The following is a 22,388-nucleotide window of genomic DNA, read 5'->3' on the forward strand; positions in this document are numbered from 1 at the left end:
ATGTCCGTCCTGAACCGGTTGCAGCCGTATTTTTCGGCCCTGCGCTTCCTGACCATCCTGCCGGTTCCGGAGGCCTGGTGCGGCGGACAGGAGAGCTTTCGCAAAAGTCCGGACTGGTATCCCCTGGTGGGACTGACCATCGGCCTATCGGCGGCCCTATTCGACCTGTTGATGAGATTGCTGCTGCCCCTGCCGGCGGCCAGTGTTATGGTGTTGATCTTCCTGATCGCCATCACCGGAGCCCTGCACATGGATGGTCTGGCCGACAGCGCCGACGCTTTTTTCAGCAGTCGCGGTCGTGAGCGGATGCTGGAGATCATGAAGGACAGCTGCGCCGGCCCGATGGGGGTGACCGCTATTGTGCTGGTGCTGCTTTTGAAGTTGAGTTTGTTGACGGCTTTGCCGCAACAGTTGCGATTTGAGGTGCTTGTGTTGATGCCCCTGTGTGGCCGCTGTTCCATATCTTTGCTCAGCTACCGACTGCCCTACGCCCGCCCTGAAGGGGGGACCGCGGCCTTTACCAATGACACGGCCGGGAGCGGCCGGGTACTGGTGGCGCTGCTGGTGCTGACGGTTGGCAGTCTGGCGCTGCTCGGCGGGGCGAAAGGGCTGCTGGTGATCGTTGCCACCATTGCGACCAGCGTGTTTCTGGGCGGCTACTGTTTGAAGAAAATCGGCGGCTATACCGGCGATACCCTGGGCGCCTGCTGTGAGCTGGTCGACCTGGTGCCGCTGCTGGTGGTGGTTGTACTGGCACGGGTGGGGGGCTGGGCATGATTCGTCACGGTGGCGATCTGCGCCGGGCAGCTCGTCAGAGCGGTCAGGCGCAGGAGCAGTTGCTCGATTTTTCCGCAAACATCAATCCGTCCGGGTTCCCGGACTGGTTGCGGCCGCTGATCAGTGCCGAACTGGAAAACCTGACCCGCTATCCCGATCCGCAGGCGGAAGGTGCCGTGGCCGCCATTGCCACCGCCCACGGGGTTGCTCCGGCCGAGGTCGTGGTCGGCAACGGCGCGAGCGAGCTGCTGGCGCTGCTGCCCCGCTTGTTGCCGCAGCGACGGATGCTGCTGCCGGTCCCCTGTTACGCGGAATATCGGCGTGCCGGAGAACAGGCCGGGTTGGTCATCGAGCCCCTGCCCATGCCCGAAGAGCGCGGCTTTGCCCTCGACCTGACCGCCCTGGAAAAGGCCCTTGGCGGCGATCAGCTGGTGGTCATCGGCCAGCCCAACAATCCGACCGGCCAGCTCTGCGACCGGGATGCGTTGCTGCGGATCATCCGCGAACATCCCCAACAGATGTTTGTCCTCGACGAGTCCTTCATCGATTTCTGCGGTCGGGAAAACCACTCTTTGCAGCCGCAACGACCCGCCAACCTGATCATTGTCCAGTCGCTGACCAAGGCCTGGGCCATCCCCGGTCTGCGCCTCGGCTATGCCATTGCCGATGAGAAGATTGCCCAGGCGCTGCGCGAGCAGGTCCCGACCTGGTCGGTCAACGGCCTGGCCCAGGCGGTGGCGATCAGGGCCATGGACGATCGCGAATTTATCCCCGCCTCCCGGCGCTATGTTGAACAGCGGCGGACCGAACTGGTGGCGCGGCTGGAAGGTTTGGCCGGATTGCAGGTTTTGCCCGGTGCGGCCAACTTCGTGCTGGTGAAGGTGACCCATCCACGGCTGGACGCGGCGACCCTGGCCGACAAGCTGCTGGCGCGCGGGATTCTGGTCCGCCAGTGTGACAATTTTGAAGGGATGGGGAAGGATTACCTGCGCCTGGCGGTGCGCACCGCAGCCGAGCAGGAACGTCTCTGCACGGCGTTGGCCAGCTGTCTGGAGCAATCCCCGCCACGGCCGGTGCGCCGGAAAATCCCGGCGCTGATGCTCCAGGGAACCGGCTCCAATGCCGGCAAAAGCGTGCTCACCGCAGCCCTCTGCCGAATCTTGCAGCAGGACGGGGTGAGCGTGGCGCCCTTCAAGGCGCAGAACATGTCCCTCAACTCCTGCGTGACTTTTCAGGGCGGGGAGATGGGGCGTGCCCAGGTGCTGCAGGCGCAGGCCTGCCGCCTCGATCCCGATGTGCGCATGAACCCGGTCCTGCTCAAACCGAGCAGTGCCACTGGCTCGCAGGTGATCGTCTGCGGCAAGGTCCTTGAAACCATGGACTTTCGCGACTATGCACAGCGCCGGGAAGGGATTTTCAGCCAGGTGCAGCAATGTTACGACAGCCTGGCCGGCGAACATCAGGTCATGCTCCTGGAAGGAGCCGGCAGCCCGGCCGAGATCAACCTGAAGGCGCGCGATATCGTCAACATGAACATGGCCCGCTACGCCGAGGCCCGGGTGCTGCTGGTCGGCGATATCGACCGCGGTGGGGTGTTCGCCTCTTTTGTCGGGACCATGGAGCTGCTCAGCGAGTGGGAACGCCAGTTGGTGGAAGGGTTTGTCATCAACCGTTTCCGCGGCGACGCCACCCTGTTGGCGGATGCCCTCGATTACACCTCTCTGCATACCGGGAAAAGCTTTTTGGGAGTGGTCCCTTATCTGCCCCGTCTTGGTCTGCCGGAGGAGGACTCCGTCGATTTCAAGGACGGTTTGCTGGAAACGGAAAAACCGGCCGGGGACGTGCTCGATATCGCTCTGATCGATCTACCGCACATCTCCAACTTTACCGACCTGGATGCCCTGCGGGTCGAAGCGGATGCTCATGTCCGCAAGGTGACCAGCCTGGCCGAACTGGGTCGTCCGGATGCGCTGATCCTGCCCGGTAGCAAGAATGTCATCAACGATCTGGCCTATCTGCGCGATTCCGGGTTGGGGGATGCTTTGTGCCGGCTGGCAACCGACGGCAAGACGGAAATCGTCGGGATCTGCGGCGGTTACCAGCTGCTCGGCCGGCGGATCGCCGATCCCTACGGTATCGAATCCAGCGGTTCTGATTGCCGGGGGCTCGGTCTGCTCGACATGGAGACGGTGCTGGAGCGGCTCAAGACCACCACCAGCTGCCGGGCCACCCATGAGCTGTCCGGCGAATTGTTGCGCGGTTACGAAATCCATCATGGCAGCAGCGCCGGCACCGACCTGGAGCCCTTGATCCGGCGAGCCGATGGAACCTGGATCGGCGCGGCCGCGAAACAGCGGGACTGGATCTGGGGCACCTATCTGCACGGGGTCTTCGATGCCGACGGCTTCCGGCGTTGGTTCCTCGACCGCTTGCGGGTCCGGCGGGGCTGGTCGGCCATCCGCACGGTCCGCGCCAGCTACGACCTGGAACCGGCCCTGGATCGCCTGGCGGCTCATGTGCGCGGGGCGTTGGACATGGAGCGGATTTACCGGGTGTTGGGGCTGTGATCCCGCTTTACTGGCAGGTGCCCCTGGCCCTGGGGCTGGATGCCCTCTGCGGCGATCCGCGCTGGCTGCCCCATCCGGTCCGAGGGGTCGGCGTGTTGGCCCAGGTGCTGGAGAACCCGTTGCGGCGGTTGTTTGCGCCGCGCAGCGCCGGGATTGTGGCCGTACTGCTGGTGGTGGGTCTGACCACCGGATGCTGTCTGCTGCTGCTGAGCGGGGCGGCGCTGCTCCATCCCCTGCTGGCCGACCTGCTCAGTATTCTGCTGATCTACTTCGCCCTGGCCATGCAGGACTTGCGCCGCCATGCCCTGGCGGTGCTGATCCCCTTGCGCGCCGGGAACCTGGCGCTGGCGCGGGAAAGGGTCGGCTGGCTGGTCGGTCGTGACACGGCGGATTTGGACGAGGGGGAGATCACTCGGGCCACAGTGGAAAGCGTGGCCGAAAACAGTGTTGACGGCGTGATCGCGCCGCTGCTCTTCGCCCTGCTTGGCGGGGCTGCGGGAGCCTGGTTTTACAAGGCGGTCAACACCCTCGATTCCACCTTTGGCTATAAGAACGAGCGGTATCTGGAATTCGGCTGGGCCTCAGCGCGTTTTGACGACCTGGTCAATTTTCTGCCGGCCAGATTGAGTGCGCTGCTGGTGCCGCCGGCGGCCCTGCTCTGCGGCCTGGATGGCAGGGAGGCCTGGCGGATTTTCCGCCGCGACCGGCATTGTCACCCCAGCCCCAACGGCGGCCAGATCGAAGCGGCCGTGGCTGGTGCCCTGGGCGTGCGGCTCGGCGGGGAAAACAGTTATTTCGGAGTGAAGTCGGTGCGGCCGTTCATGGGGGACGCGCGGCGACCGCTCCGAGCCGAGCAGGTCCTCCAGGCAACTCGGCTGATGGTGACCCTGACCCTGCTCGTCGCCGGCCTTGGCATTGCCGGGCTTTACTGGCTGCGGTGAAACGATAGCGCACCCCGACGACTTTGCAGAGCGGCTGCTAAACGATTTTTTTTACAATATCCAAGGAGAGTAACATGACTAAAAATATCCTCATCTTTACCGGCAACGGGAAAGGTAAATCAACCGCCGCCTTCGGCATGGCCCTGCGGGCGGTCGGGCATGGTCAGCACGTGTTGATCCTGCAATTCATGAAATCGGATGATTCAACGGGCGAAATCCTCAGCCTGCGGGAAAAACTGGGCGTAGACATCCGCCAGACCGGGCTCGGCTTTGTACCCAAACCCGACCACCCCAAGTATCCGGCCCATCGCGAAGCCGCCCAGAACGGTTTTGCCCTGGCCGTCGAGGAGCTGAATAACGGCAAGTGCGATCTGGTGATCCTCGATGAGATCTGTGGCTCCATCAGCTGCGGCCTGATTGATGAACAGCAGGTGCTGGATGCCCTTGCCAATGCCCGGGATGGCGTCAATATCGTCCTTACCGGCCGCAATGCCACCCCGGCACTGATCGCTGCGGCGGATACGGTCTCGGAGATGGTCCCCCACAAGCATGCCCTGGAGCAGGGGATTCCGGCCCGCAAAGGGGTCGAATACTGATGATTGCAGGGGGTGTCGCCAGACCGCGCCTGCTGATCGGTGGAGTCCAGAGCGGAGTGGGTAAATCGACCATTACCCTGGCCCTGGTCGCGGCTTTACGGCGGCGGGGACTGACCGTACAGACCTTCAAGGTTGGCCCGGATTATCTTGACCCCGGCCATCTGGCACGGGTTTCCGGGCGACCCTGTTATAACCTGGACAGCTGGATGAGCGACCCGGACTACCTGCGGGAGCTGTTTGTGACCGCTTCCGCGGATGCCGATATCAGCCTGGTCGAAGGGGTGATGGGGCTGTTCGACGGCAGCAGCACCGGCAGCCTCAGCGGCAGCAGTGCGGAGATCGCCGCCCTGCTGCAGATCCCGGCGGCGCTGGTGGTCAATGTTCATGGCATGGCCCGCAGCCTGGCGGCTCTGGTCAGCGGTTATCAGCATTTTGAGCCGAGCGTGACTCTGGCCGGAGTGCTGGCCAACCGTTGCGGCTCCCCTTCCCATGCCCGGTTGTTGGGCGAGGCCCTGGCTGCCGCGGAACTGCCGCCGCTGCTGGGGGCGATCCCTCGCAACGGCCTGCCCGAACTGCCCAGTCGCCATCTGGGGCTGGTCTCGGCGCTCGAACAGAGGGATGGCGCCGAACTGAGCGAGGATCTGGCCGCTGCGGCCGAAGCCGGGATTGATCTCGATCTGTTGCTGCAGGCCGCGGCTCGTGCGCCGTTGCTGGTGGTTCCGCCCGCCGCCGCAACCGACCGGGCCGGGGCCGCGCCGGTGCGGCTCGGGGTGGCTTGGGACGAGGCTTTTCAGTTTTACTATGCCGACCTGTTTCCGGCCCTGCGCGCCCGTGGCTGTGAACTGGTGCTGTTTTCGCCGCTACGGGACCAGGCTTTGCCAACGAACCTGGCCGGTCTGTACCTGGGCGGCGGTTATCCCGAACTGCATGCCGAGCAACTGGCGGCAAACCGGGAGATGCTGGCGGCGATCCGCGCCTTCAGCGCCAGCGGCAAACCGGTTTATGCCGAATGCGGCGGGCTGATCTATCTCTCGCAGGGGGTGGAGGACACGCAGAACCGCTTTCCTCTGGTCGGCTGTCTGCCGGTCTGGACCCGGTTGCTGGAAAAACGCAAGGCCCTCGGTTATGTGACCGCAACACTGACCGGTGATTCCCTGTTCGGCCGGGTCGGCGAAAGTTTTCGCGGTCATGAATTTCATTATTCCGAGCTGCTCGAGTCGCCGGTTGGCACGGATGGCTGGCAGGCGGTCTACCAGCTGACCCGGAATCGCAGCGGCAAGGTCTGCACCGAAGGCTTTCAGCGCGGCCGGATTCTGGCCAGCTATGCCCATCTGCAGCTGGCTTCACAGCCCGCGGCCCTCGATCGGTGGGTCGCCACCATGTTGGATACGGCCGGTCAGTGACGGGCGTTTTTGAAAAGGACAAGAACCATGAAGGATAGGAATAACAACGAGCGGCCGTTGATTCATCAACTGCTGGAAAACCCGCTCAGCGGACAGGAGATCGAAGAGCGCTCCTTTGCCGTCATCGATGCGGAAGGAGCGGGGCATCCGCACACTGCGGAGCAGTGGCAGGTGGTCAGGCGGCTGATTCACACCAGCGCCGATTTCGCCATGAGCGAGCTGATCCGTTTCAGCGCTGCTGCCATCAGCGACGGCTGCCGGGCGTTACAGGCCGGTCGGCCGATCTACGCGGACAGCAATATGATTCGTTCCGGTCTGTCCGTGGCCCGTTTGCAGGCGGTCAATGGTGCTTACCGGCGCGAAAGTATTCTCTGCCATGTGGCCGACGAGGATGTCGCCGCGGCCGCGAAGCAGCATGGTTTACCGCGTTCCCTGTATGCCATCCGCAAGGCCAAAGAGTCCCTGCACGATGGCATTGTCCTGATCGGCAATGCGCCGGTCGCCCTGCTCGAACTCAACCGGCTGGCCCGGGAAGAGGGGATTCGGCCGGCCCTGGTCATCGGCATGCCGGTCGGCTTTGTGCATGTGGTGGAGAGCAAGGACGAACTGCTGGCCGGCGACCTGTCCGCCATTGTCCTGAGCGGTCGGCGCGGTGGTAGTCCCCTGGCGGTTGCGGCTCTGCATGCGCTCTGCGGCCTGGCCACTTCGGCAGGCAACCTGAGTGGGGCCTGTCATGCGTAACAGCAGCTGCTGGAGAGGAATGATCATGATGGCGTTGTTACCGCTTTTGAGCCTGCTGCCGACTCCGGCGGCGGCTGCTCCGGTTGGATCGGGCAAGCCGGCCATTGTGCTGGTTGCCTTCGGAACCTCTGTGCCTCAGGCCCGCCAGGTGTTTGCCCATATCGATGAGCAGGCCCGGCTGCGCTATCCCGGTTATCAGATTCGCTGGGCGTTTACCTCGAAGATCATCATGGCCAAGCTGAAAGCGCAGGGAATCGTCACCCAGAGTGTCGCCGAGGTGGTGGCCGATCTGTGCGCCAGTGGAGTGACCTCCGTGGTTTTTCAGAGCCTGCACGTGGTGCCGGGAGAGGAATATCGCAGTGTCCAACAGGTTGATACCAGCGGGCTGGAAGTGGCCTATGGAAAGGCGCTGATCAGCTCCGACAGCGACATCGCTGCGGTCATCCAAGCCCTCAGGCCGCAGATCGATCCTGCCCAGCCGACCGTGCTGGTAGCCCATGGCAATAATCGCCATGCCCGGTTCAACGAACGGATTCTCGCCTTGGCCGAACGCATCGAAGGGCAGTTCCCCAATCTGGTGGTGGCCAGCGTCGAAGGGCAACCCGGCACTGGACCGCTGGCCAAGGCCCGTGCTTTGTGTGGCGCAACCGGTTCCGTGCGGTTCCTGCCGCTGATGATTGTGGCCGGGGATCATATTATGAACGATGTCATGGGGGACGAGCCGGACAGCTGGAAAAACCAGGTCGCTGCGGCCCACAGCGAATGCAGCGCTTCTTTGGGCTGGAACGACGCCATCCTGGCCATTTACTTTGATCATCTCGATCAGGCCATGGCCAGCCTTGCCGGAGCAGGGAGTTAAGCCGGTGTTGCGGCAGCTGATCATTTGCCTGACTGTACTGGGAAGTCTGGCCATGACCCCGGCGCTGCCAGCTGCGGCTGCGAGCCTGAGGGACAGCAGCCCGGCCGCGGTGACGGCCATGGCGCCTGGCAAGGCCGAGCCGACGAAGGTGACCAGGGTCAAACCGGAAGGAGCGACCGGCAAGGCCATTGCCGCGGAAAAGAACAAACACGGCGGGAGTTCCGGTTATGAGAGCTGGAAACGCAAGCTGCCGTTCTGGCCGCGCAAAGGGGTGCTGTTGCTGGAATTGTTTGTGATGATCAGCATCGGGGTGTTCATCGGCCAGATTCTGGAAGTGTCCGGGACCATGCGGGTCCTGTCGGTGCTGACCCTGCCGTTGACCGCATTGGGTAAGATCCGGCGGGAAGCGGGGCCGGCGTTTCTGATGGCTTTTCAATCCGGGGCCGTGGCCAACAGCATGCTGGTCGGTCAGCGCGATGCCGGAACCCTGGATAATCGCGAGCTTTACACCTCAATTTTCGTGGTCTCGGCGCTGTCGCTGTTCGCCCATCTGCCGACCTTTATTGTCCCCATCGGCGTGGCCTTCGGCTGGGAAGCGACCCTGGCTTTGTTTGCGGTGCGCTTTCTTGCCATCGGCCTGCAGATTGTCGTGACCCTGTTGGTCTCGCGATTGGTCCTGGCCCGCTTTGGAGTCGGTGCCCCGGGCGCTCTGCCGGTTGCGGAAAGACGCCCGCTGCGCTCCCGCCGCCAATCCCGGGACGGCTTCTGGGCCACGGTCTGGGCGCGTTCACGTAAGACCTTGCGGCGGTTGCTGTTGTACCTGGTGCCGACCTTCAGCTGCATGGCACTGCTGGAATATTTCGGTTTTTTCAGCTGGCTGGGCGAGGCCATGCCGGGGCTGTTTTCGTTCCGTTTTCTGCCCGCGCAGTCGCTGGCGATCATTCCGGCTCAGGCCCTCAGCCTTTATAATGGGGCCATTGCCGCAGCCAATTTTATCGATGCCGGGCAGATTACGACTCATCAGGCGGTGATCGTCATCCTGTTCGGTTCCATGGTGACCTCGCCGGTGCGCACCCTGCGCCACGGTTTGCCGACCTATGTTGCTATTCTGGGGGCGCGGGCCGGTACGATCATGGCGGTGACGGCCCAGGTTCTGCGGGTCTTGTTTCTGTTGCTCTGTACCCTGGGGCTGATGTTGTTGTGGCGTTGATGCGGACGCTGCCGGGATTTTAAATTTTGGATTGACCGGGAACCCTGGCGGTTACCGGTTGTTGGATTAGGTGAGTTTGTGGCAAAACAGAGAATAACAGCACAGGCGGGACATTTTTATGCGGTCGGAGTCGGTCCGGGCGATCCGGAACTGGTGACCTTGCAGGCGGCCCGGCTGATCGAATCGGCCGATGTCATCGTTGCACCACAGTCGAAGAATTCGCAGACCAGTCTGGCGCTGGCCGCGGTCGAAGATTTTCTGCATGACCAGGAAATTATCGTGCTGCGCTATCCCATGACCCGGGAAAATAACAAGACCCGCCAGCGCTGGGGGGAATTGGCGACGCAGGTCGCCGAGCTCTGTCAGCAGGGGAAGGCGGTGGTGCAGGTGACCCTGGGCGATCCGCTGATTTATGCGACCAGTTCCTATCTGCTGGCTGCCCTGGGAGCGTTACTGCCGCCGGAGAAGCTGCATCTGACCCCCGGCATCAGCGCTTTTCAGATGGTTGCCAGCCGTTTCGGCCAGCCGTTGACCCTGCAGGAGGATCGTTTGCAGATCATGGCGGCGACCGATCTGGGGGCGGTGGAACAGGCTCTGTCCGGCTGCGAAACCCTGGTCCTGTTCAAGGCGGCGACCGCTTTGCCGGAGCTGCTGGAACTGCTCAAGCGGCATGACCTGCTGGCCCGGGCCAGCCTGGTCTGCGCGGGCGGCCAGGGGGAAGGGGAGCGGGTGGTCGCCGATCTGAGCCGCTGGGAACCACAGGAACTCGGCTATATGACCACCATGATCATCCATCTCGGTCAGCGTGGCTGGCAGGAATTATGAAATCCCTGCGCTGGGGGCTGACCACCGGAACCTGTGCCGCGTTGGCGGCTAAGGCGGCGGCGACCCTGCTGTTGACCGGCGAACAGGTCAACAGGGCAGAGCTTACTTTGCCCGACGGGGCACGGATCAGTCTTCCGGTCCATGACCTTACCCTGACTGACGGCGCTGCTGAAGCCGCGGTGGAAAAGGATGCCGGGGACGACCCGGATGTCACCCACCAGGCTCTGCTCCGGGTCAAGGTCGCCCTCAACGGCCGTGACTGCCACCGTTTTATCGCCGGTCCCGGGGTCGGAGTGGTGACCAAGGCCGGGCTGGCCCTGCCGCCCGGCGAAGCGGCCATCAATCCGGGTCCGCGGCAACTGATCAGCAGCGCTTTGGCAGAACTGAGCAGCGCCGGTTTCGATGTGACGGTCAGCGTTCCCGACGGTGAGCGGTTGGCCGCCCAGACCTTTAATCCGCGTCTGGGGATTGTCGGGGGCATTTCGATTCTCGGCACCACCGGGCGGGTCCGGCCGTTCAGTATTCCCGCCCTGCGCGCAGGACTTAAATGCGCACTGGATGTCGCCGTGGCCGAAAAACTTGACGCACTGGTGGCTGTTCCTGGCAATATGGGGCGGCGGGCCGCGCTAAGACATTTTCAGCTTGGCGCCAGCCAGGTGATTGAAGTCAGCAATGAATGGGGTTACATGCTGGAGGAGCTGGCCGGGCTCGGCCTGCGCCGCTTGCTCCTGCTGGGGCACCCGGGAAAACTGGGAAAACTGGCCATGGGCCAGTGGCAGACTCATTCGGCACAGTCGCAGAGCGCGGTGCCTTTGGTTCAGGACCTCTGCCGGGCAGCTGGAATGACCCTGCCCGAAACGGCCAACACGGTGGAAGAATTGTTTATGGCGCAGCTGGGCGGGGCCGAGCGGCAACAGATCGCTGACCGACTGGCCGAACGGATCCGCCTGACCGTTAGCCGGAAATTTGTGCAATTGCCTGAAACAGCTGTGGTCCTGATCAATCTGCAGGGAGAATTGATCGGCAGCAGTGGTTCCTTGACGCCCTGGGATAAAGCTGGCGGGGAACCGGTTGCGGACTGAAATATCGCCGCAGATGAACCTCATCGATGTGGCGGGTTATTTTTTCTAACAAAGGACAGTTGGTGAAATGATGCAGAAAGCAAAGCCGATTATTATTGCCGGTTGCGGACCGGGCCACCCAGACTATGTCTGCCCGATCGTCAAAAAGACTGCGGAAGAGGCCGAGGTTCTGGTCGGGGCTCCCCATCTGCTGGATATGTTCAGCCATGTCCGTTGCGAACGGATCGAAGTGCGCGGCCGCATGGATCCCGTCCTGGAGCAGATTGAAGCGAAGCAGGGGCGACAGGTCTGTGTGCTGGTCTCCGGGGATACCGGCGTGTACAGCCTGGCCCAGCTGGTGATCGGCCATTTTGGGCGGGCCAACTGCCGGGTGTTGCCTGGCGTCAGCTCGGTCCAGCTGGCTTTTTCGCGGCTGGCCCTCGGCTGGAGCGATGCCCTGCTGGTCAGTGCCCACGGTCGCACCCCGGCCTTGACCTATCGGGATCTGTATCGACACGACAAAATCGCCGTGCTGGCCGGCACCAATCAGGCGGTTTCCTGGTGTGCCGAACAGCTGACTTCGCTGGGGGACGATTACCTGGCGGTCAGCTGCGAGGATCTGACCCTGCCAACCGAGCAGGTGCAGATCTTTTCCGGTGCGGAGGAGCTGATGAAGAAATCCTTTTCCACCCGCACCATTCTGCTGCTGCTGAAAAAAGAGCTGCTCGCTTGAACAGCGGCGTTCTGACCATTGTCGGCGTCGGCCCCGGGGATCCGGAGTTGCTGACGCTCAAGGCCGTTCGGGTGCTGCAGCAGAGTTCCTGTGTCTATGTCCCGGTGTCCCGGCTCAGCCGTCAGACCTGGCTTGACGACGTCGCTCGTCGTTATGCGCCGGAGCAGGCTGAAATCTGCCCGGTGACTTTTTCGGTAGCGGCTGACAGCGCGGCCCGCAGCGCACATTGGGAGGCGACCGCTGCGGCCATCGATGAGCGGCTGCAAAAGGGGCAGAAGGTCGCTTTTGTAACCCTTGGGGATCCGCAACTCTATTCGACCTCCCTCTATTTACTGCGCGCCCTGCGGCGCCGGCAACCGCAAGCAGCGGTCGAGATCGTGCCGGGGATCAGCTCGTTTTCCCATTGTGCCGCCCTGACCGGTTTCAACCTCGGCAGCGGGACCGCTCCGGTCACGATTCTGCCCACGGTGACCGCCTTAAGTGATGTCCGCCGGGCTCTCGCCAACGGCGGGACCCTGGTGCTGATGAAGATCGGCCGCCAGCTGGACGCGGTCATCGAACTGCTCGAAGAATTACAACTCGTGGAACGGGCGGTTTTTGTCGCCCGGGCCGGATTTCCCGAGCAGGTCATCGAGACCGATCTGCGCCGGCTGCGCGGTGCGCCTGCCGAGCAAGGGAATCTGGCCGTCATTCTTATTGATACGGAAGGTTGATATGAAAGTATTTTTTGTCGGAGCCGGACCGGGCAACCCGGAACTGCTGACCGTGCGGGCGCACCGCCTGCTCAGTCACTGCGAGATCTGCATTTATGCCGGTTCCCTGGTCAGCCCTGAGGTGGTCGCCCTGGCGCCGGCCGGGGCCGACCTTTACGACTCCGCGGAAATGACCCTGGAGGAGATGGAGGTGGTGTTTCGCCAGGCCCAGTTGCGGGGGGTCGACCTGATCCGCCTGCATACCGGTGATCCGGCCATTTACGGAGCGATCCGCGAACAGATGAACAGCCTTGACCGACTCGGCATCGACTATGAAGTGATTCCCGGGATCAGTTCTTTCCAGGCCGCGGCCGCGACCCTGAAGACCGAACTGACCGCGCCGGAAGTTTCGCAGACGATCATTCTCAGTCGGACCTCCGGGCGCACCCCGATGCCGGAACAGGAAGAGTTGGAGCAATTGGCCAAAACCCGCTCGACCCTGTGCCTGTTTTTGTCGGTGCACAAGATCGGCGAAGTCGCTGGCGAGCTCGCCCCCTGGTATGGAGCCGACTGCCCGGCGGCGGTGGTCTTTCATGCGTCCTGGCCGGATGAAAAAGTGGTCCGCGGAACCCTGGCCGATATCGCGCTCAAGGTTGAGCAGGAGCAGATCCGCAAAACCGCGATGATTATTGTCGGTCAGGCCCTGGCCCGCGATATTCCGGTGTCCCGTCTTTACCATCGGTCCTTCAGCCACGGTTATCGGCGTGGAGACGAGAGATGAAACTGGCCGCCGTCACCTTCTCGCCGCAGGGGCTGACCCTGTGCCGGCGTTTGCAGGCGGGCCTCGCCGAGCTGCAGATCTATCTGCATGACAGCGTCGCCGGCGTAGCGACAGCGCACCGCTTCAGCCGGATCATGGAGCTGACCCCGCAACTGTTTGCGGCCTATGACGGGCTGATCTTTATCGCACCGTGCGGGGTGGTGGTCCGCTCCCTGGCCGACTGTCCGCAGAGCAAACTGCGGGACCCGGCCGTGGTGGTGGCCGATGTCGGCGGGCGGCACGTGATCAGCCTGCTCAGCGGACACGAAGGAGGCGCCAATGACCTGGCTCTGACGGTCGCCAATCTGCTCGATGCGGAGCCGGTCATTACCACCACCACCGAGGCGGTCAAGGATCTGATTGTTGGGATCGGCTGTCGCAAGGGGAAGGAATCCGCCGCCATTGTCGCTGCCGTCAGGCAGGTTTTGCACCAGCATGAGCTGGCCCAGGAACGGGTCCGCTTGCTGGCTACGGCGCAGGTCAAGGCGGATGAAGCAGGGCTGCAACAGGCCGCGGCGAGCCTGGGGATTCCATTACGGATTATTGGCCATGACAGTATTCGCGGCTGCTGCCGTGATTTTCAATCATCGGAATTTGTTAACGAGAAAATCGGTCTGCCCGCCGTTGCCGAACCGGCCGCGCTGCTGGCCGGAAGGAGGACGTCATTAATCGTCAGGAAGCAAGCGCTGGACGGCATCACCATAGCCGTGGCGCAGGAAAACTGTACGTCGTTGGGATAGGACCGGGCAGTCCGCTGGATCGGACCCGCCGCGCCGAAGAAGCGATCGGGGCCTGTTCCCTGCTGGTCGGTTACGGGCCTTATCTGGATTCCATCGCGGATCTGTGCGCTGGCCGCCAGACCCTGAGTTCGGGGATGCGCCAGGAGACCGAACGCTGCCGCGCGGCCCTGGAGGCTGCGACAGAGGGGGCTGTGGTCGGCCTGATCTCCTCGGGGGATGCCGGGGTCTACGGAATGGCCGGACTGGCCATGGAGATGGCTGCTGCGGAAGGGTTCGCTGTGGCCATCGAAGTGATTGCCGGGGTCAGTGCCGCCAATGCCGCCGCCGCTCAGCTCGGTGCGCCGTTGATGCTCGACTCCGCCACCATCAGTCTCAGCGACCTGCTGGTCCCCTGGGAGACCATCGTCGAGCGGCTGCAAGCCGTTGCCGCAGCGGACCTGGTGGTGTCGCTGTATAATCCGCGCAGTAAAAAACGCCGCCATCAACTGGACGACGCGGCGGCGATCTTTCGTGCTGTGCGGCCGCTGACCACGCCGGTCGGGATCGTCACTGCGGCGAGCCGGGCTGAGCAGCAGGTGGTGCATAGCGACCTTGGCCATTTCCTCGACGAGGAGATCGGTATGACCTCCATCGTCATCATCGGCAACCGCAGCACCCGGCTGATCGCCGGCCGGATGGTGACGCCGCGGGGTTATTATTGATGATTCTGCTGTTCGGGGGCACCTCCGAGACCGCTGGCCTGGCCGAGTCTCTGGCCGGGCTGGAATTGCCGGTGCTGGTCTCGACGGCGACGGATGCCGAGCTGGATGTGGGCCGGCATCCGTTGATCCGGCGGCGCTGCGGCCGCTTGGACGAAGAAGGGATGAGCGCGTTGCTGGTCCGCGAGGGGCTTCGGCTGATCGTCGATGCCAGCCACCCTTTTGCCGTTGAATTGCAGCGCACTGCTCGTGCGGTGGCGGCCCGCTATCAACTCCCGTATTTCCGCTTTCAACGACCCGCCTGCGCGCTTAGCGCGGACGAGCTGTTCGAAGTGGCCGATCATCAGGAGGCCGCCGAACTGGCCGTCTCTTTCGGCAGCCCGGTGCTGCTGACCACCGGTTCGCGCAACCTGGAGCCCTATGTTCATGCCGCCCGGCGCGAAGGCGTGCCCCTGTTTGTCCGGGTCCTGCCGCACCCGGACGCGGTTGCGGCCTGCGCAGCGGCGGGAATCCCGGAGGCCAACCGGATCTTTGCCCGGGGGCCTTTTTCCGAGGAGCAGAACCGCAAGCTCATCGCGACCCTGCGGATCGGTGTCCTGGTGACCAAGGACAGCGGTGTGGCCGGCGGGGTTGCTGAAAAGATCGCCGCCGCGCGCAAGGAAGACTGTCTGGTCATTATGATCCGCCGCCCTGCAGAGCATGACAGCGGACCGTTTGAGCATGCTGCTGTGACCGACATTCCGACTTTGCTCGACAGCATCAGGGCAATTTTGTAACCTTTTCTTCATAGCCTTTCCGACGGGGTGTCGATCGTCTCGCCCCAATAACTCCCCGGACTTTCCACTTGGCAAAAGAGTGCCACTTGGGCGGCGCTCATGCGCGTCCGGTTGCATCCTCTTCCAAAGCCAACTCCTATATACTGCCTACCGGGTTTAAAAAACAGTTGGACAAGCCGCTGGTTACTGAATAGAATCACCCCAGTTAAGAGATATTAAGAGTTTCTTTGCGGAAGACTTCTTAATTGATTGAAAAATTAAGCTAATTTTGACTCATCATATGAATTTTCTGTAAGCAGAGGGCTTATGAAACCAAACAGGGAATCGTTGACCGACCGGGTGGTGCGGTCTTTGAAAAGTGATATCGCCAGCGGCCGCTATGCGGTCGGGGCCGCGCTCCCTTCCGAACCCTTTCTGGTCAAACAGTTCGGAGTCAGCCGGACCGTGATCCGCGAAGCCCTGGCCGGGTTGAAAGCGGCGGGGCTGATCGATACCAGGCAAGGGGCCGGAGTCTATGTCCTGGAGCCGACTCCCAAAGCCGAGAGCGGCCCCATGTTTAGTCTTGATTACGAGGACTTGGCGGATATCCTGGAATTTCTTGAATTGCGAATGGCCATGGAGATTGAAGCCGCTGGGCTGGCTGCGGACCGTTGCACCGGGGCTCAGCAGATGAAGATCTACCAGGCGCTGCTGCTAATGAAAGGACTGATCGAAGAAGGTCAGTCCGCCGAAGATGCGGACTACGATTTCCACTTTGGGATTGCCGTAGCCACCAATAATCGCCGCTATGTCGATTTCTTTAATTTTATTCCACCGAAAGTGATCACCCGTTCGCGCTTTTGTAAACGCCCGGTCGACCCGGAGCAGCAACTTTGCTACATGCAGGAGCTTTATCTGGAACATCAGCATATTTACCAGGCCCTGGCCAATAAAGATGCGGTGGAGGCCCGGGAGGCGATGCGGACGCATCTGGTGAACAGCAAAGCCAGGTATGAATCATTGCTGATGAAGGCCCCGGACACCGGAGCCTGAACCGCGACCGTCAACAGCAACAGCTTCGACTTGCAGAGGAAAGCATGGACTATTTCCAGCTGGGCAGGACGGACCTGAATGTCTCCGCAATCGGCTTCGGCGCGATCCCGATCATCCGTCTTGAGCACACTGACGCGGTTCGGGTATTGCGCTACGCGCTGGAGCGGCAGATCAACTTTTTCGATACCGCCAATGCCTACCGTGACAGCGAGGAAAAAATCGGCAGCGCTTTTGCCGGCTTGCGTGATCAGGTGATCCTGGCCAGCAAAACTCAACGGCGGGACGGGGTCGGGGTGCAGGAGCATCTGCAGCGCAGCCTGACCATGCTGCAGACCGATTATCTCGACCTTTATCAGTTCCATCAGGTCTCCAGGGAGCAGGACTGGCAGGCCATGACCGCTCCTGGGGGTGCTCTTGAAGAAGCGACCCGGGCCCGGCAGGCGGGCTTGATCCGCTATCTGGGGGTGACGTCGCACAGCCTGCCGATGGCCCTGCGTCTGGTGCGTAGCGGGCTGTTCGATACTATTCAGTTTCCATTCAACCTGATCGAGGAGGATGCCGCCAACGAGCTTTTCCCGTTGGCGAGCGAGCTTGGCCAGGGGATCATCGTCATGAAACCATTCGCCGGCGGGGTGCTTGATGATGCCGCCGTGGCCTTCAAATACCTGCGTCAGTTCCCTCATTTGCTACCGATACCCGGTTTTGAATCGATTGCCCAGATCGACCAGGTTCTTGCCTGTTATGACTCCCCCAATCAGGTCGGTCCGGAGGACCTGGCGGTCATGGAGCGCTATCGGCGGGAACTGGGGCAGAACTTCTGCCGGCGCTGCGAATATTGTCAGCCCTGCCCGCAAGGCGTCAAGATCACCCCGGCCATGGCCTATCGGATCGTCACCAACCGGATGACGGCAGCCATCGCTCCGCAATTCAGTCGAGCCGCCATGGAAACCGTGCCGCTCTGTAACAGCTGTGGCAGCTGTGTGGAACGTTGCCCGTACGATCTGCCCATCCCGGCCACGCTGAAGGAGCATTATCAGCTGTTCCAGCAGCATTTGAGCGCCTTGCAGGAGGGCTGAACCTGGCAGTCTCCCTGCGGCAGCGGAGTGCTCGTTGACATCCTTTCATGGGCCTGTATCATTTATTAACTGTTTTTGAGCGCCGCAGCATGGTTGGGAGCCATCCCCTGCTGCCTGTTGACAAGGATGACCATGGACGACCCGTCGATTCGCCTTGAGAAGATCATCACCAAACTGCGGACCCATGATTTTCGGGTGACGCCGCAGCGCCTCGCGGTGCTCAAAGCCTTTCTCAGCAACGCCGATCACCCCAGCGTCGAAGATGTTTTCGAACAGGTGCGGGCGGACTATCCCACCACCAGTCTGGCGACGGTTTATAAAACCGTCAATCTGCTCAAAGAACTCGGGGAGATTCTGGAAATCCGCCTGGCTGCGGAGCGCAACCGCTATGACGGCCGTAAACCCTATCCTCATCCCCATTTGATCTGTACCGAATGCCAGGCAATTGTCGACCCGGAACTGAGTGCTCTGCAGCAATTGACCGCAGAGCTGGGGCAGGTCACCGGCTTTCTGATCCAGTCCCACCAACTGGAATTTTTCGGCATCTGCCCCGCCTGCCAGAGTCAACAAAAATTGAAATAGATAGTCCTTTTAAGGAATAATTCCTAACTGATATTGACAATGTAATAGCCTGTGGTATCCCTTTATTCATCTTCTTTTCTCTTGCAACCAAAGGAATCGCCGCAGCCAGGGTACGGCTTCCTTTTTAACCCGAAATACAGGAGGAGTTTTATGAGTGAAGCAGGCAAGTGCCCGGTGACGGGGCACAGCAGTCGCCAGGTGGCCGGTGGCGGCACGTCCAACCGGGACTGGTGGCCGCAGCAGCTGAACCTGGATATTCTTCACCAGCATTCCAATCTTTCCAATCCCATGGATGAGAGTTTCAACTACGCCGAGGAATTCAAAAGTCTTGACCTTAAAGCCGTCAAGCAGGACCTTTATGCGTTGATGACCGACTCGCAGGAGTGGTGGCCGGCGGACTACGGTCACTACGGCGGACTGATGATCCGGATGGCTTGGCACAGCGCCGGGACCTATCGGATGGGCGACGGCCGGGGCGGCGCCGGCACCGGCAATCAACGTTTTGCACCCCTCAACAGCTGGCCGGACAATGTCAATCTTGACAAGGCGCGGCGCCTGTTGTGGCCGATCAAACAAAAATACGGCCGGAAAATCTCCTGGGCCGATCTGATGATTCTGGCCGGCAACTGCGCCCTGGAATCCATGGGCTTCAAAACCTTCGGCTTCGCCGGCGGGCGGGAAGATATCTGGGAGCCGGAAGAGGACATCTACTGGGGCGCCGAAGAGAAGTGGCTGGCGACCAGCGATCAGCCGAAGAGTCGCTACTCCGGTGAACGCGACCTGGAAAATCCCCTCGCCGCCGTGCAGATGGGGCTGATCTATGTCAACCCGGAAGGTCCGGATGGGAACCCGGATCCGGTGGCATCAGGGATCGATGTGCGGGAAACCTTTGCACGGATGGCCATGAACGATGAGGAGACCGTGGCTCTGGTGGCCGGCGGGCATACCTTCGGCAAATGCCATGGCGCCGGCGATGCCGCCCTGATCGGTCCGGAACCGGAGGCGGCAGGGCTGGAGGAGCAGGGGCTCGGCTGGCGAAGCCGTTTCGGCAGCGGCAAAGGCGGGGATACCATCGGTAGTGGCATCGAGGGGGCCTGGAAGCCAAACCCGACCACCTGGGACATGGGTTATCTGAAAGTACTGTTCAAATACGAATGGGAAAAGGTCAAGAGCCCGGCCGGCGCGTGGCAGTGGCTGGCCAAGGACGTGGCGCCCGAGGATATGGTGGTCGATGCCCACGATCCTGCCAAAAAACACCGGCCGATGATGACCACCGCGGATCTTTCCCTGCGTTACGATCCCATCTACGAGCCCATTGCCCGCCGCTACCTGGCCAATCCGGCCGAGTTTGCTGATGCCTTTGCGCGGGCCTGGTTCAAACTGACTCATCGTGATATGGGGCCGCGCGCCCGCTACCTGGGGGCGGAAGTGCCGGCGGAAGAGCTGCTCTGGCAGGACCCGGTGCCGGCCGTGACTCATCCGCTGATCGACGAAGCCGATTGCACGGCCCTCAAAGACAAGATCCTGGCTGCCGGGCTGTCCATCTCCCAACTGGTGACCACGGCCTGGGCCGCGGCATCGACCTTCCGCGGTTCCGACATGCGTGGCGGCGCCAATGGGGCGCGGCTGCGCCTGGCGCCGCAGAAAGACTGGCCGGTCAACCAGCCGGAGCAGCTGGCCGCGGTCCTGCAGGCCCTGGAAGGGATTCAGCAGGAGTTCAACAATGCCCAGGCGGATGGGAAAAAGGTTTCCCTGGCCGATCTGATTGTGCTCGGCGGCTGTGCCGCGGTTGAGCGGGCCGCCCAGCAGGCCGGTTTTAAGGTCGCTGTTCCCTTCAGCCCCGGGCGCAGCGATGCCAGCCAGGAACAGACCGATGTGCAGGCCTTTGCCGTGCTCGAACCGAAAGCGGACGGTTTCCGCAATTACCAGCAGGCCCGGTTCAGTGTTTCGGCCGAGGAGTTATTGATCGACCGCGCCCAGCTGTTGACCCTGACTGCTCCGGAGATGACCGTTCTGGTCGGCGGTCTGCGGGTCTTGGGGGCCAACTTCGGGCAATCGCCCCATGGAGTCTTTACCAGCCGGCCGGAAACCCTGAGTAACGATTTTTTTGTTAACCTGCTCGATATGGGCACCAGCTGGCGGCCTATCTCGGCAGAGGCCGAGCTGTTCGAAGGACGGGAACGGGGGAGCGACCGGGTCAAATGGACCGGGACCCGGATCGATCTGCTGTTCGGTTCCAATTCGCGTTTGCGGGCCATCGCCGAAGTCTATGCCTGCGCGGATGGCCAGGAAAAATTCCTCCACGATTTTGTTGCCGCCTGGAACAAGGTGATGAACCTCGATCGTTTCGATCTGATCTGAGCTTTGTCGGCAAAGATGAGGGGCCGCCCCGTTGCTCTGGTGCAGCGGGGCGGCTGTGCTCAGGGCAAGGTTCGCAAGAGAGCTTTTCCCGATTAAAACTTCAGGTCAGGCAGTGCTGCGTGCGCTTGATCTTCTGGCGTATCAACCAGCAATCTTTGATTGCGCTGCTGTTTTTAGAAATCTGGGATTACAGTTCTTCGCTGAGGTCTGTAATCCCAGATTTCTTGCATATTAGGTTGTAAATATTTGTTTTTCTGCTGAACGGTCTGGCCGGTCTGTCGGTTAGAAAGTCGGTTGAATTCAATACTTCTTTTAAATCAATTCATCTTTCTGGCCGCGAAAATGTCTGCCTACCAGCTGTCGGATCTTCCGCAGGTCGGTGCAGACAAGCAGGTTCGGGAGGCTGGGAATTTGTTGTGCCGCCTGTCCTCCGGCGACCAGTTTGATATCGGTAGGAAGCTCCTTTCTCAGGTTGCCAAGGTCCTGTTTCGCTTGGCGTTTTGAATAATGGGAACTGAAGGACAGGGCGACACCGGCGACGCCCAACTCTTGGGCCAACGGCGGAATTTCGGAAAGAGGCAAGCTCTCATTTATCCAGATACAGTTGACCCCTGCAGCATGAAACAACGCTGCCGCCAGCAGCAGACCCAGTTTGTGGCGCTCACCGTTCATGGTCAAAAACAGAATCTGTGGCTTGTCTGCTGACAGCGTTGCAAATTCGGGCTTGATTACGTCTTCCAGGTGGTCGGAAATCAAGTGTTCACGGGCGATACTGAGTTGTCCCTTCGCCCAGTTGCGGTCGAGAAGTTGCAGCAGGGGAACTGCAAATTTCAGAATAAATAGCTCCAGGCCAAGCTTTTCCCTCTGCTTGGCCATCTCTTGGGCTATCTGGGAGGGGGGAAACTCTTCGATCAGCTGTTGCAGCCGTTGATTGTCCGGTCTGTCCCGTCCCACCAATGTCTCGAGCAACTGACGACGTTCCTGTCCGCTCAAGGAGAAAATTTTCCCAGGTCTTTGCCCATAACTTTGCAGACTCTTGACAATTCGCAGTTCGTCCACCTGCTTTTGAGAATAACTACGGTGGCCACGGCTGTCGCGATCAGGCACCGGGAAGCCGTAGCGCCGTTCCCAGATTCGTAAGGTATCGATACCTATACCAGTTTCTTGGCTGAGTTGCTGAATCGTCATATTTTGTCCTAGACAATATTGTATTTATTTGTATTTTAAATATAAAATATAAAAAATCAAGCATTGTCTGAGGGGTGGTTCCGGTCAAATTGAAAAACTTTTGTCGCGAATTGTTGCTGTGGCTTTGTGCTGATGGGAATTACGCTCTGGGATGAGGAAGGCAAAACGCTATGTTCGGATATTATCTAAAACTCTATCTGCTGACCGTCCCGCTTTTTTTTGCCGTCGATCTGCTTTGGCTCGGGGTGGTAGCAAAAAACTTCTACCAGAATAATCTGTCCCATCTTCTTAGTCCGGCGGTTAACTGGCCGGCGGCGCTGGTCTTCTATTGTGTTTACATTGCCGGGATCATTCTCTTTGCCGTCAAGCCGGGATTGGACACGGCCTCTTTGGCAAAGGCTGCTTTATGGGGGGCCTTGTTCGGATTTTTTACCTACGCTACTTACGATCTGACCAATTTGGCCACCTTGCGCGATTGGCCACTCAAGGTGGTTGTGATCGATATCGCCTGGGGAACGCTCCTCTGTGCTCTGGTCGCCTCCGGCGGGTATCTGATCGGTCGCTGGCTCAGTTAAGAATCGTCCTGTGGTCCGCCTGATCTCAGGGTGGGTTGGTCGAACCATTGATGATGGCTGGAGTTTGATAAATGATTGGGTGATTGCCGGAACCGGTTCACCATTGACTTTCATCTTCAACTGTAAAGGTATGTG

At 61.0% G+C, this 22,388-nt stretch carries 22 protein-coding genes; 21 read left to right on the forward strand and 1 reads right to left on the reverse strand.

Going from position 1 to position 22,388, the window contains the following annotated elements:
- The 20 genes from cobS (at position 1) to katG (ending at position 20,490) form a co-directional block, all read left to right on the forward strand.
- Positions 1-777 carry an adenosylcobinamide-GDP ribazoletransferase gene (gene cobS / locus N909_RS0115185; RefSeq protein ID WP_029916613.1) on the forward strand — a complete coding sequence of 259 codons (777 nt, stop codon included), beginning with the start codon at positions 1-3 and terminating at the stop codon, positions 775-777.
- Entirely contained in the window at positions 774-3,344 is a 2,571-nt protein-coding gene (locus N909_RS0115190) for a cobyric acid synthase (RefSeq protein WP_029916616.1), read from the forward strand. The genes cobS and N909_RS0115190 overlap by 4 nt, the downstream gene beginning before the upstream one ends.
- Positions 3,341-4,285, forward strand: coding sequence for an adenosylcobinamide-phosphate synthase CbiB (gene cbiB / locus N909_RS0115195; RefSeq protein WP_155005952.1), 945 nt, complete (start codon positions 3,341-3,343; stop codon positions 4,283-4,285). Before N909_RS0115190 ends, cbiB begins: the two co-directional genes overlap by 4 nt.
- A gap of 74 nt (positions 4,286-4,359) precedes the next feature.
- Positions 4,360-4,881 carry a cob(I)yrinic acid a,c-diamide adenosyltransferase gene (locus N909_RS0115200; protein WP_029916620.1) on the forward strand — a complete coding sequence of 174 codons (522 nt, stop codon included), beginning with the start codon at positions 4,360-4,362 and terminating at the stop codon, positions 4,879-4,881.
- Positions 4,881-6,284, forward strand: coding sequence for a cobyrinic acid a,c-diamide synthase CobB (locus N909_RS0115205; protein ID WP_029916621.1), 1,404 nt, complete (start codon positions 4,881-4,883; stop codon positions 6,282-6,284). The genes N909_RS0115200 and N909_RS0115205 overlap by 1 nt, the downstream gene beginning before the upstream one ends.
- 27 nt (positions 6,285-6,311) lie before the next feature.
- Positions 6,312-7,025: a precorrin-8X methylmutase gene (locus N909_RS0115210; protein WP_029916623.1), complete on the forward strand. Its 714-nt coding sequence runs from the start codon at positions 6,312-6,314 to the stop codon at positions 7,023-7,025.
- Positions 7,026-7,050: 25 nt separating this feature from the next.
- On the forward strand, positions 7,051-7,884 hold the full coding sequence (locus tag N909_RS0115215) for a sirohydrochlorin cobaltochelatase (protein ID WP_162179127.1): 834 nt from the start codon (positions 7,051-7,053) through the stop codon (positions 7,882-7,884).
- Between the two features lie 4 nt (positions 7,885-7,888).
- A complete protein-coding gene (locus tag N909_RS0115220; RefSeq protein WP_245613610.1) occupies positions 7,889-9,094 on the forward strand; it encodes a nucleoside recognition protein in 1,206 nt (401 codons plus the stop codon).
- A 78-nt stretch (positions 9,095-9,172) separates the two neighbouring features.
- On the forward strand, positions 9,173-9,919 hold the full coding sequence (cobI, locus tag N909_RS0115225; protein ID WP_063336401.1) for a precorrin-2 C(20)-methyltransferase: 747 nt from the start codon (positions 9,173-9,175) through the stop codon (positions 9,917-9,919).
- On the forward strand, positions 9,916-11,001 hold the full coding sequence (gene cbiD / locus N909_RS0115230; RefSeq protein ID WP_029916630.1) for a cobalt-precorrin-5B (C(1))-methyltransferase CbiD: 1,086 nt from the start codon (positions 9,916-9,918) through the stop codon (positions 10,999-11,001). The genes cobI (N909_RS0115225) and cbiD overlap by 4 nt, the downstream gene beginning before the upstream one ends.
- A gap of 67 nt (positions 11,002-11,068) precedes the next feature.
- The gene (gene cbiE / locus N909_RS24760; RefSeq protein WP_051689807.1) at positions 11,069-11,713 is read left to right on the forward strand and encodes a precorrin-6y C5,15-methyltransferase (decarboxylating) subunit CbiE; all 645 of its coding nucleotides are present in this window, start codon (positions 11,069-11,071) and stop codon (positions 11,711-11,713) included.
- Positions 11,710-12,426 carry a precorrin-2 C(20)-methyltransferase gene (gene cobI, locus N909_RS0115240; protein ID WP_029916640.1) on the forward strand — a complete coding sequence of 239 codons (717 nt, stop codon included), beginning with the start codon at positions 11,710-11,712 and terminating at the stop codon, positions 12,424-12,426. Before cbiE ends, cobI (N909_RS0115240) begins: the two co-directional genes overlap by 4 nt.
- Before the next feature lies 1 nt (position 12,427).
- Positions 12,428-13,186 carry a precorrin-4 C(11)-methyltransferase gene (gene cobM, locus N909_RS0115245; protein WP_029916641.1) on the forward strand — a complete coding sequence of 253 codons (759 nt, stop codon included), beginning with the start codon at positions 12,428-12,430 and terminating at the stop codon, positions 13,184-13,186.
- The gene (locus tag N909_RS0115250) at positions 13,183-13,965 is read left to right on the forward strand and encodes a cobalt-precorrin 5A hydrolase (protein WP_029916644.1); all 783 of its coding nucleotides are present in this window, start codon (positions 13,183-13,185) and stop codon (positions 13,963-13,965) included. Before cobM ends, N909_RS0115250 begins: the two co-directional genes overlap by 4 nt.
- A 14-nt stretch (positions 13,966-13,979) precedes the next feature.
- Positions 13,980-14,666, forward strand: a complete 687-nt coding sequence (gene cobJ, locus N909_RS0115255; RefSeq protein ID WP_245613625.1) for a precorrin-3B C(17)-methyltransferase — start codon at positions 13,980-13,982, stop codon at positions 14,664-14,666.
- Positions 14,666-15,439: a precorrin-6A reductase gene (gene cobK / locus N909_RS0115260; protein ID WP_051689808.1), complete on the forward strand. Its 774-nt coding sequence runs from the start codon at positions 14,666-14,668 to the stop codon at positions 15,437-15,439. Before cobJ ends, cobK begins: the two co-directional genes overlap by 1 nt.
- A 306-nt stretch (positions 15,440-15,745) precedes the next feature.
- The gene (locus tag N909_RS0115270; RefSeq protein WP_029916650.1) at positions 15,746-16,471 is read left to right on the forward strand and encodes a FadR/GntR family transcriptional regulator; all 726 of its coding nucleotides are present in this window, start codon (positions 15,746-15,748) and stop codon (positions 16,469-16,471) included.
- A 44-nt stretch (positions 16,472-16,515) separates the two neighbouring features.
- A complete protein-coding gene (locus tag N909_RS0115275) occupies positions 16,516-17,547 on the forward strand; it encodes an aldo/keto reductase (RefSeq protein WP_029916658.1) in 1,032 nt (343 codons plus the stop codon).
- A gap of 132 nt (positions 17,548-17,679) precedes the next feature.
- Positions 17,680-18,129, forward strand: a complete 450-nt coding sequence (locus N909_RS0115280; RefSeq protein WP_029916660.1) for a Fur family transcriptional regulator — start codon at positions 17,680-17,682, stop codon at positions 18,127-18,129.
- Positions 18,130-18,279: 150 nt separating this feature from the next.
- Positions 18,280-20,490 (forward strand): catalase/peroxidase HPI, encoded by a 2,211-nt coding sequence (gene katG / locus N909_RS0115285; protein WP_029916662.1) that lies wholly within the window; start codon positions 18,280-18,282, stop codon positions 20,488-20,490.
- A 312-nt stretch (positions 20,491-20,802) separates the two neighbouring features.
- Here the strand turns inward: katG and N909_RS0115290 are convergent, their stop codons facing one another.
- Positions 20,803-21,678, reverse strand: coding sequence for a MerR family transcriptional regulator (locus N909_RS0115290; protein ID WP_029916663.1), 876 nt, complete (start codon positions 21,676-21,678; stop codon positions 20,803-20,805).
- A 170-nt stretch (positions 21,679-21,848) separates the two neighbouring features.
- Between N909_RS0115290 and N909_RS0115295 the strand changes: the two genes are divergently transcribed.
- On the forward strand, positions 21,849-22,253 hold the full coding sequence (locus N909_RS0115295) for a DUF2177 family protein (RefSeq protein ID WP_029916665.1): 405 nt from the start codon (positions 21,849-21,851) through the stop codon (positions 22,251-22,253).
- The last annotated feature ends 135 nt before the right edge of the window (positions 22,254-22,388 follow it).

The sequence above is a fragment of the Pelobacter seleniigenes DSM 18267 genome (assembly GCF_000711225.1).
Lineage (GTDB): Bacteria > Desulfobacterota > Desulfuromonadia > Desulfuromonadales > Geopsychrobacteraceae > Seleniibacterium > Seleniibacterium seleniigenes.

Excerpts from the sequence above, each read along its gene's own strand:
- N909_RS0115200 (WP_029916620.1), top strand. The coding sequence starts at position 4,360 with ATGACTAAAAATATCCTCATCTTTACCGGCAACGGGAAAGGTAAATCA.
- N909_RS0115295 (WP_029916665.1), top strand. The coding sequence starts at position 21,849 with ATGTTCGGATATTATCTAAAACTCTATCTGCTGACCGTCCCGCTTTTT.
- cobM (WP_029916641.1), top strand. The coding sequence starts at position 12,428 with ATGAAAGTATTTTTTGTCGGAGCCGGACCGGGCAACCCGGAACTGCTG.
- N909_RS0115250 (WP_029916644.1), top strand. The coding sequence starts at position 13,183 with ATGAAACTGGCCGCCGTCACCTTCTCGCCGCAGGGGCTGACCCTGTGC.
- N909_RS0115210 (WP_029916623.1), top strand. The coding sequence starts at position 6,312 with ATGAAGGATAGGAATAACAACGAGCGGCCGTTGATTCATCAACTGCTG.
- N909_RS0115215 (WP_162179127.1), top strand. The coding sequence starts at position 7,051 with ATGATGGCGTTGTTACCGCTTTTGAGCCTGCTGCCGACTCCGGCGGCG.
- cobS (WP_029916613.1), top strand. The coding sequence starts at position 1 with ATGTCCGTCCTGAACCGGTTGCAGCCGTATTTTTCGGCCCTGCGCTTC.
- N909_RS0115270 (WP_029916650.1), top strand. The coding sequence starts at position 15,746 with ATGAAACCAAACAGGGAATCGTTGACCGACCGGGTGGTGCGGTCTTTG.
- cobK (WP_051689808.1), top strand. The coding sequence starts at position 14,666 with ATGATTCTGCTGTTCGGGGGCACCTCCGAGACCGCTGGCCTGGCCGAG.
- N909_RS0115275 (WP_029916658.1), top strand. The coding sequence starts at position 16,516 with ATGGACTATTTCCAGCTGGGCAGGACGGACCTGAATGTCTCCGCAATC.
- katG (WP_029916662.1), top strand. The coding sequence starts at position 18,280 with ATGAGTGAAGCAGGCAAGTGCCCGGTGACGGGGCACAGCAGTCGCCAG.
- cbiE (WP_051689807.1), top strand. The coding sequence starts at position 11,069 with ATGATGCAGAAAGCAAAGCCGATTATTATTGCCGGTTGCGGACCGGGC.
- N909_RS0115190 (WP_029916616.1), top strand. The coding sequence starts at position 774 with ATGATTCGTCACGGTGGCGATCTGCGCCGGGCAGCTCGTCAGAGCGGT.
- N909_RS0115205 (WP_029916621.1), top strand. The coding sequence starts at position 4,881 with ATGATTGCAGGGGGTGTCGCCAGACCGCGCCTGCTGATCGGTGGAGTC.
- N909_RS0115280 (WP_029916660.1), top strand. The coding sequence starts at position 17,680 with ATGGACGACCCGTCGATTCGCCTTGAGAAGATCATCACCAAACTGCGG.
- N909_RS0115290 (WP_029916663.1), bottom strand. The coding sequence starts at position 21,678 with ATGACGATTCAGCAACTCAGCCAAGAAACTGGTATAGGTATCGATACC.
- cbiD (WP_029916630.1), top strand. The coding sequence starts at position 9,916 with ATGAAATCCCTGCGCTGGGGGCTGACCACCGGAACCTGTGCCGCGTTG.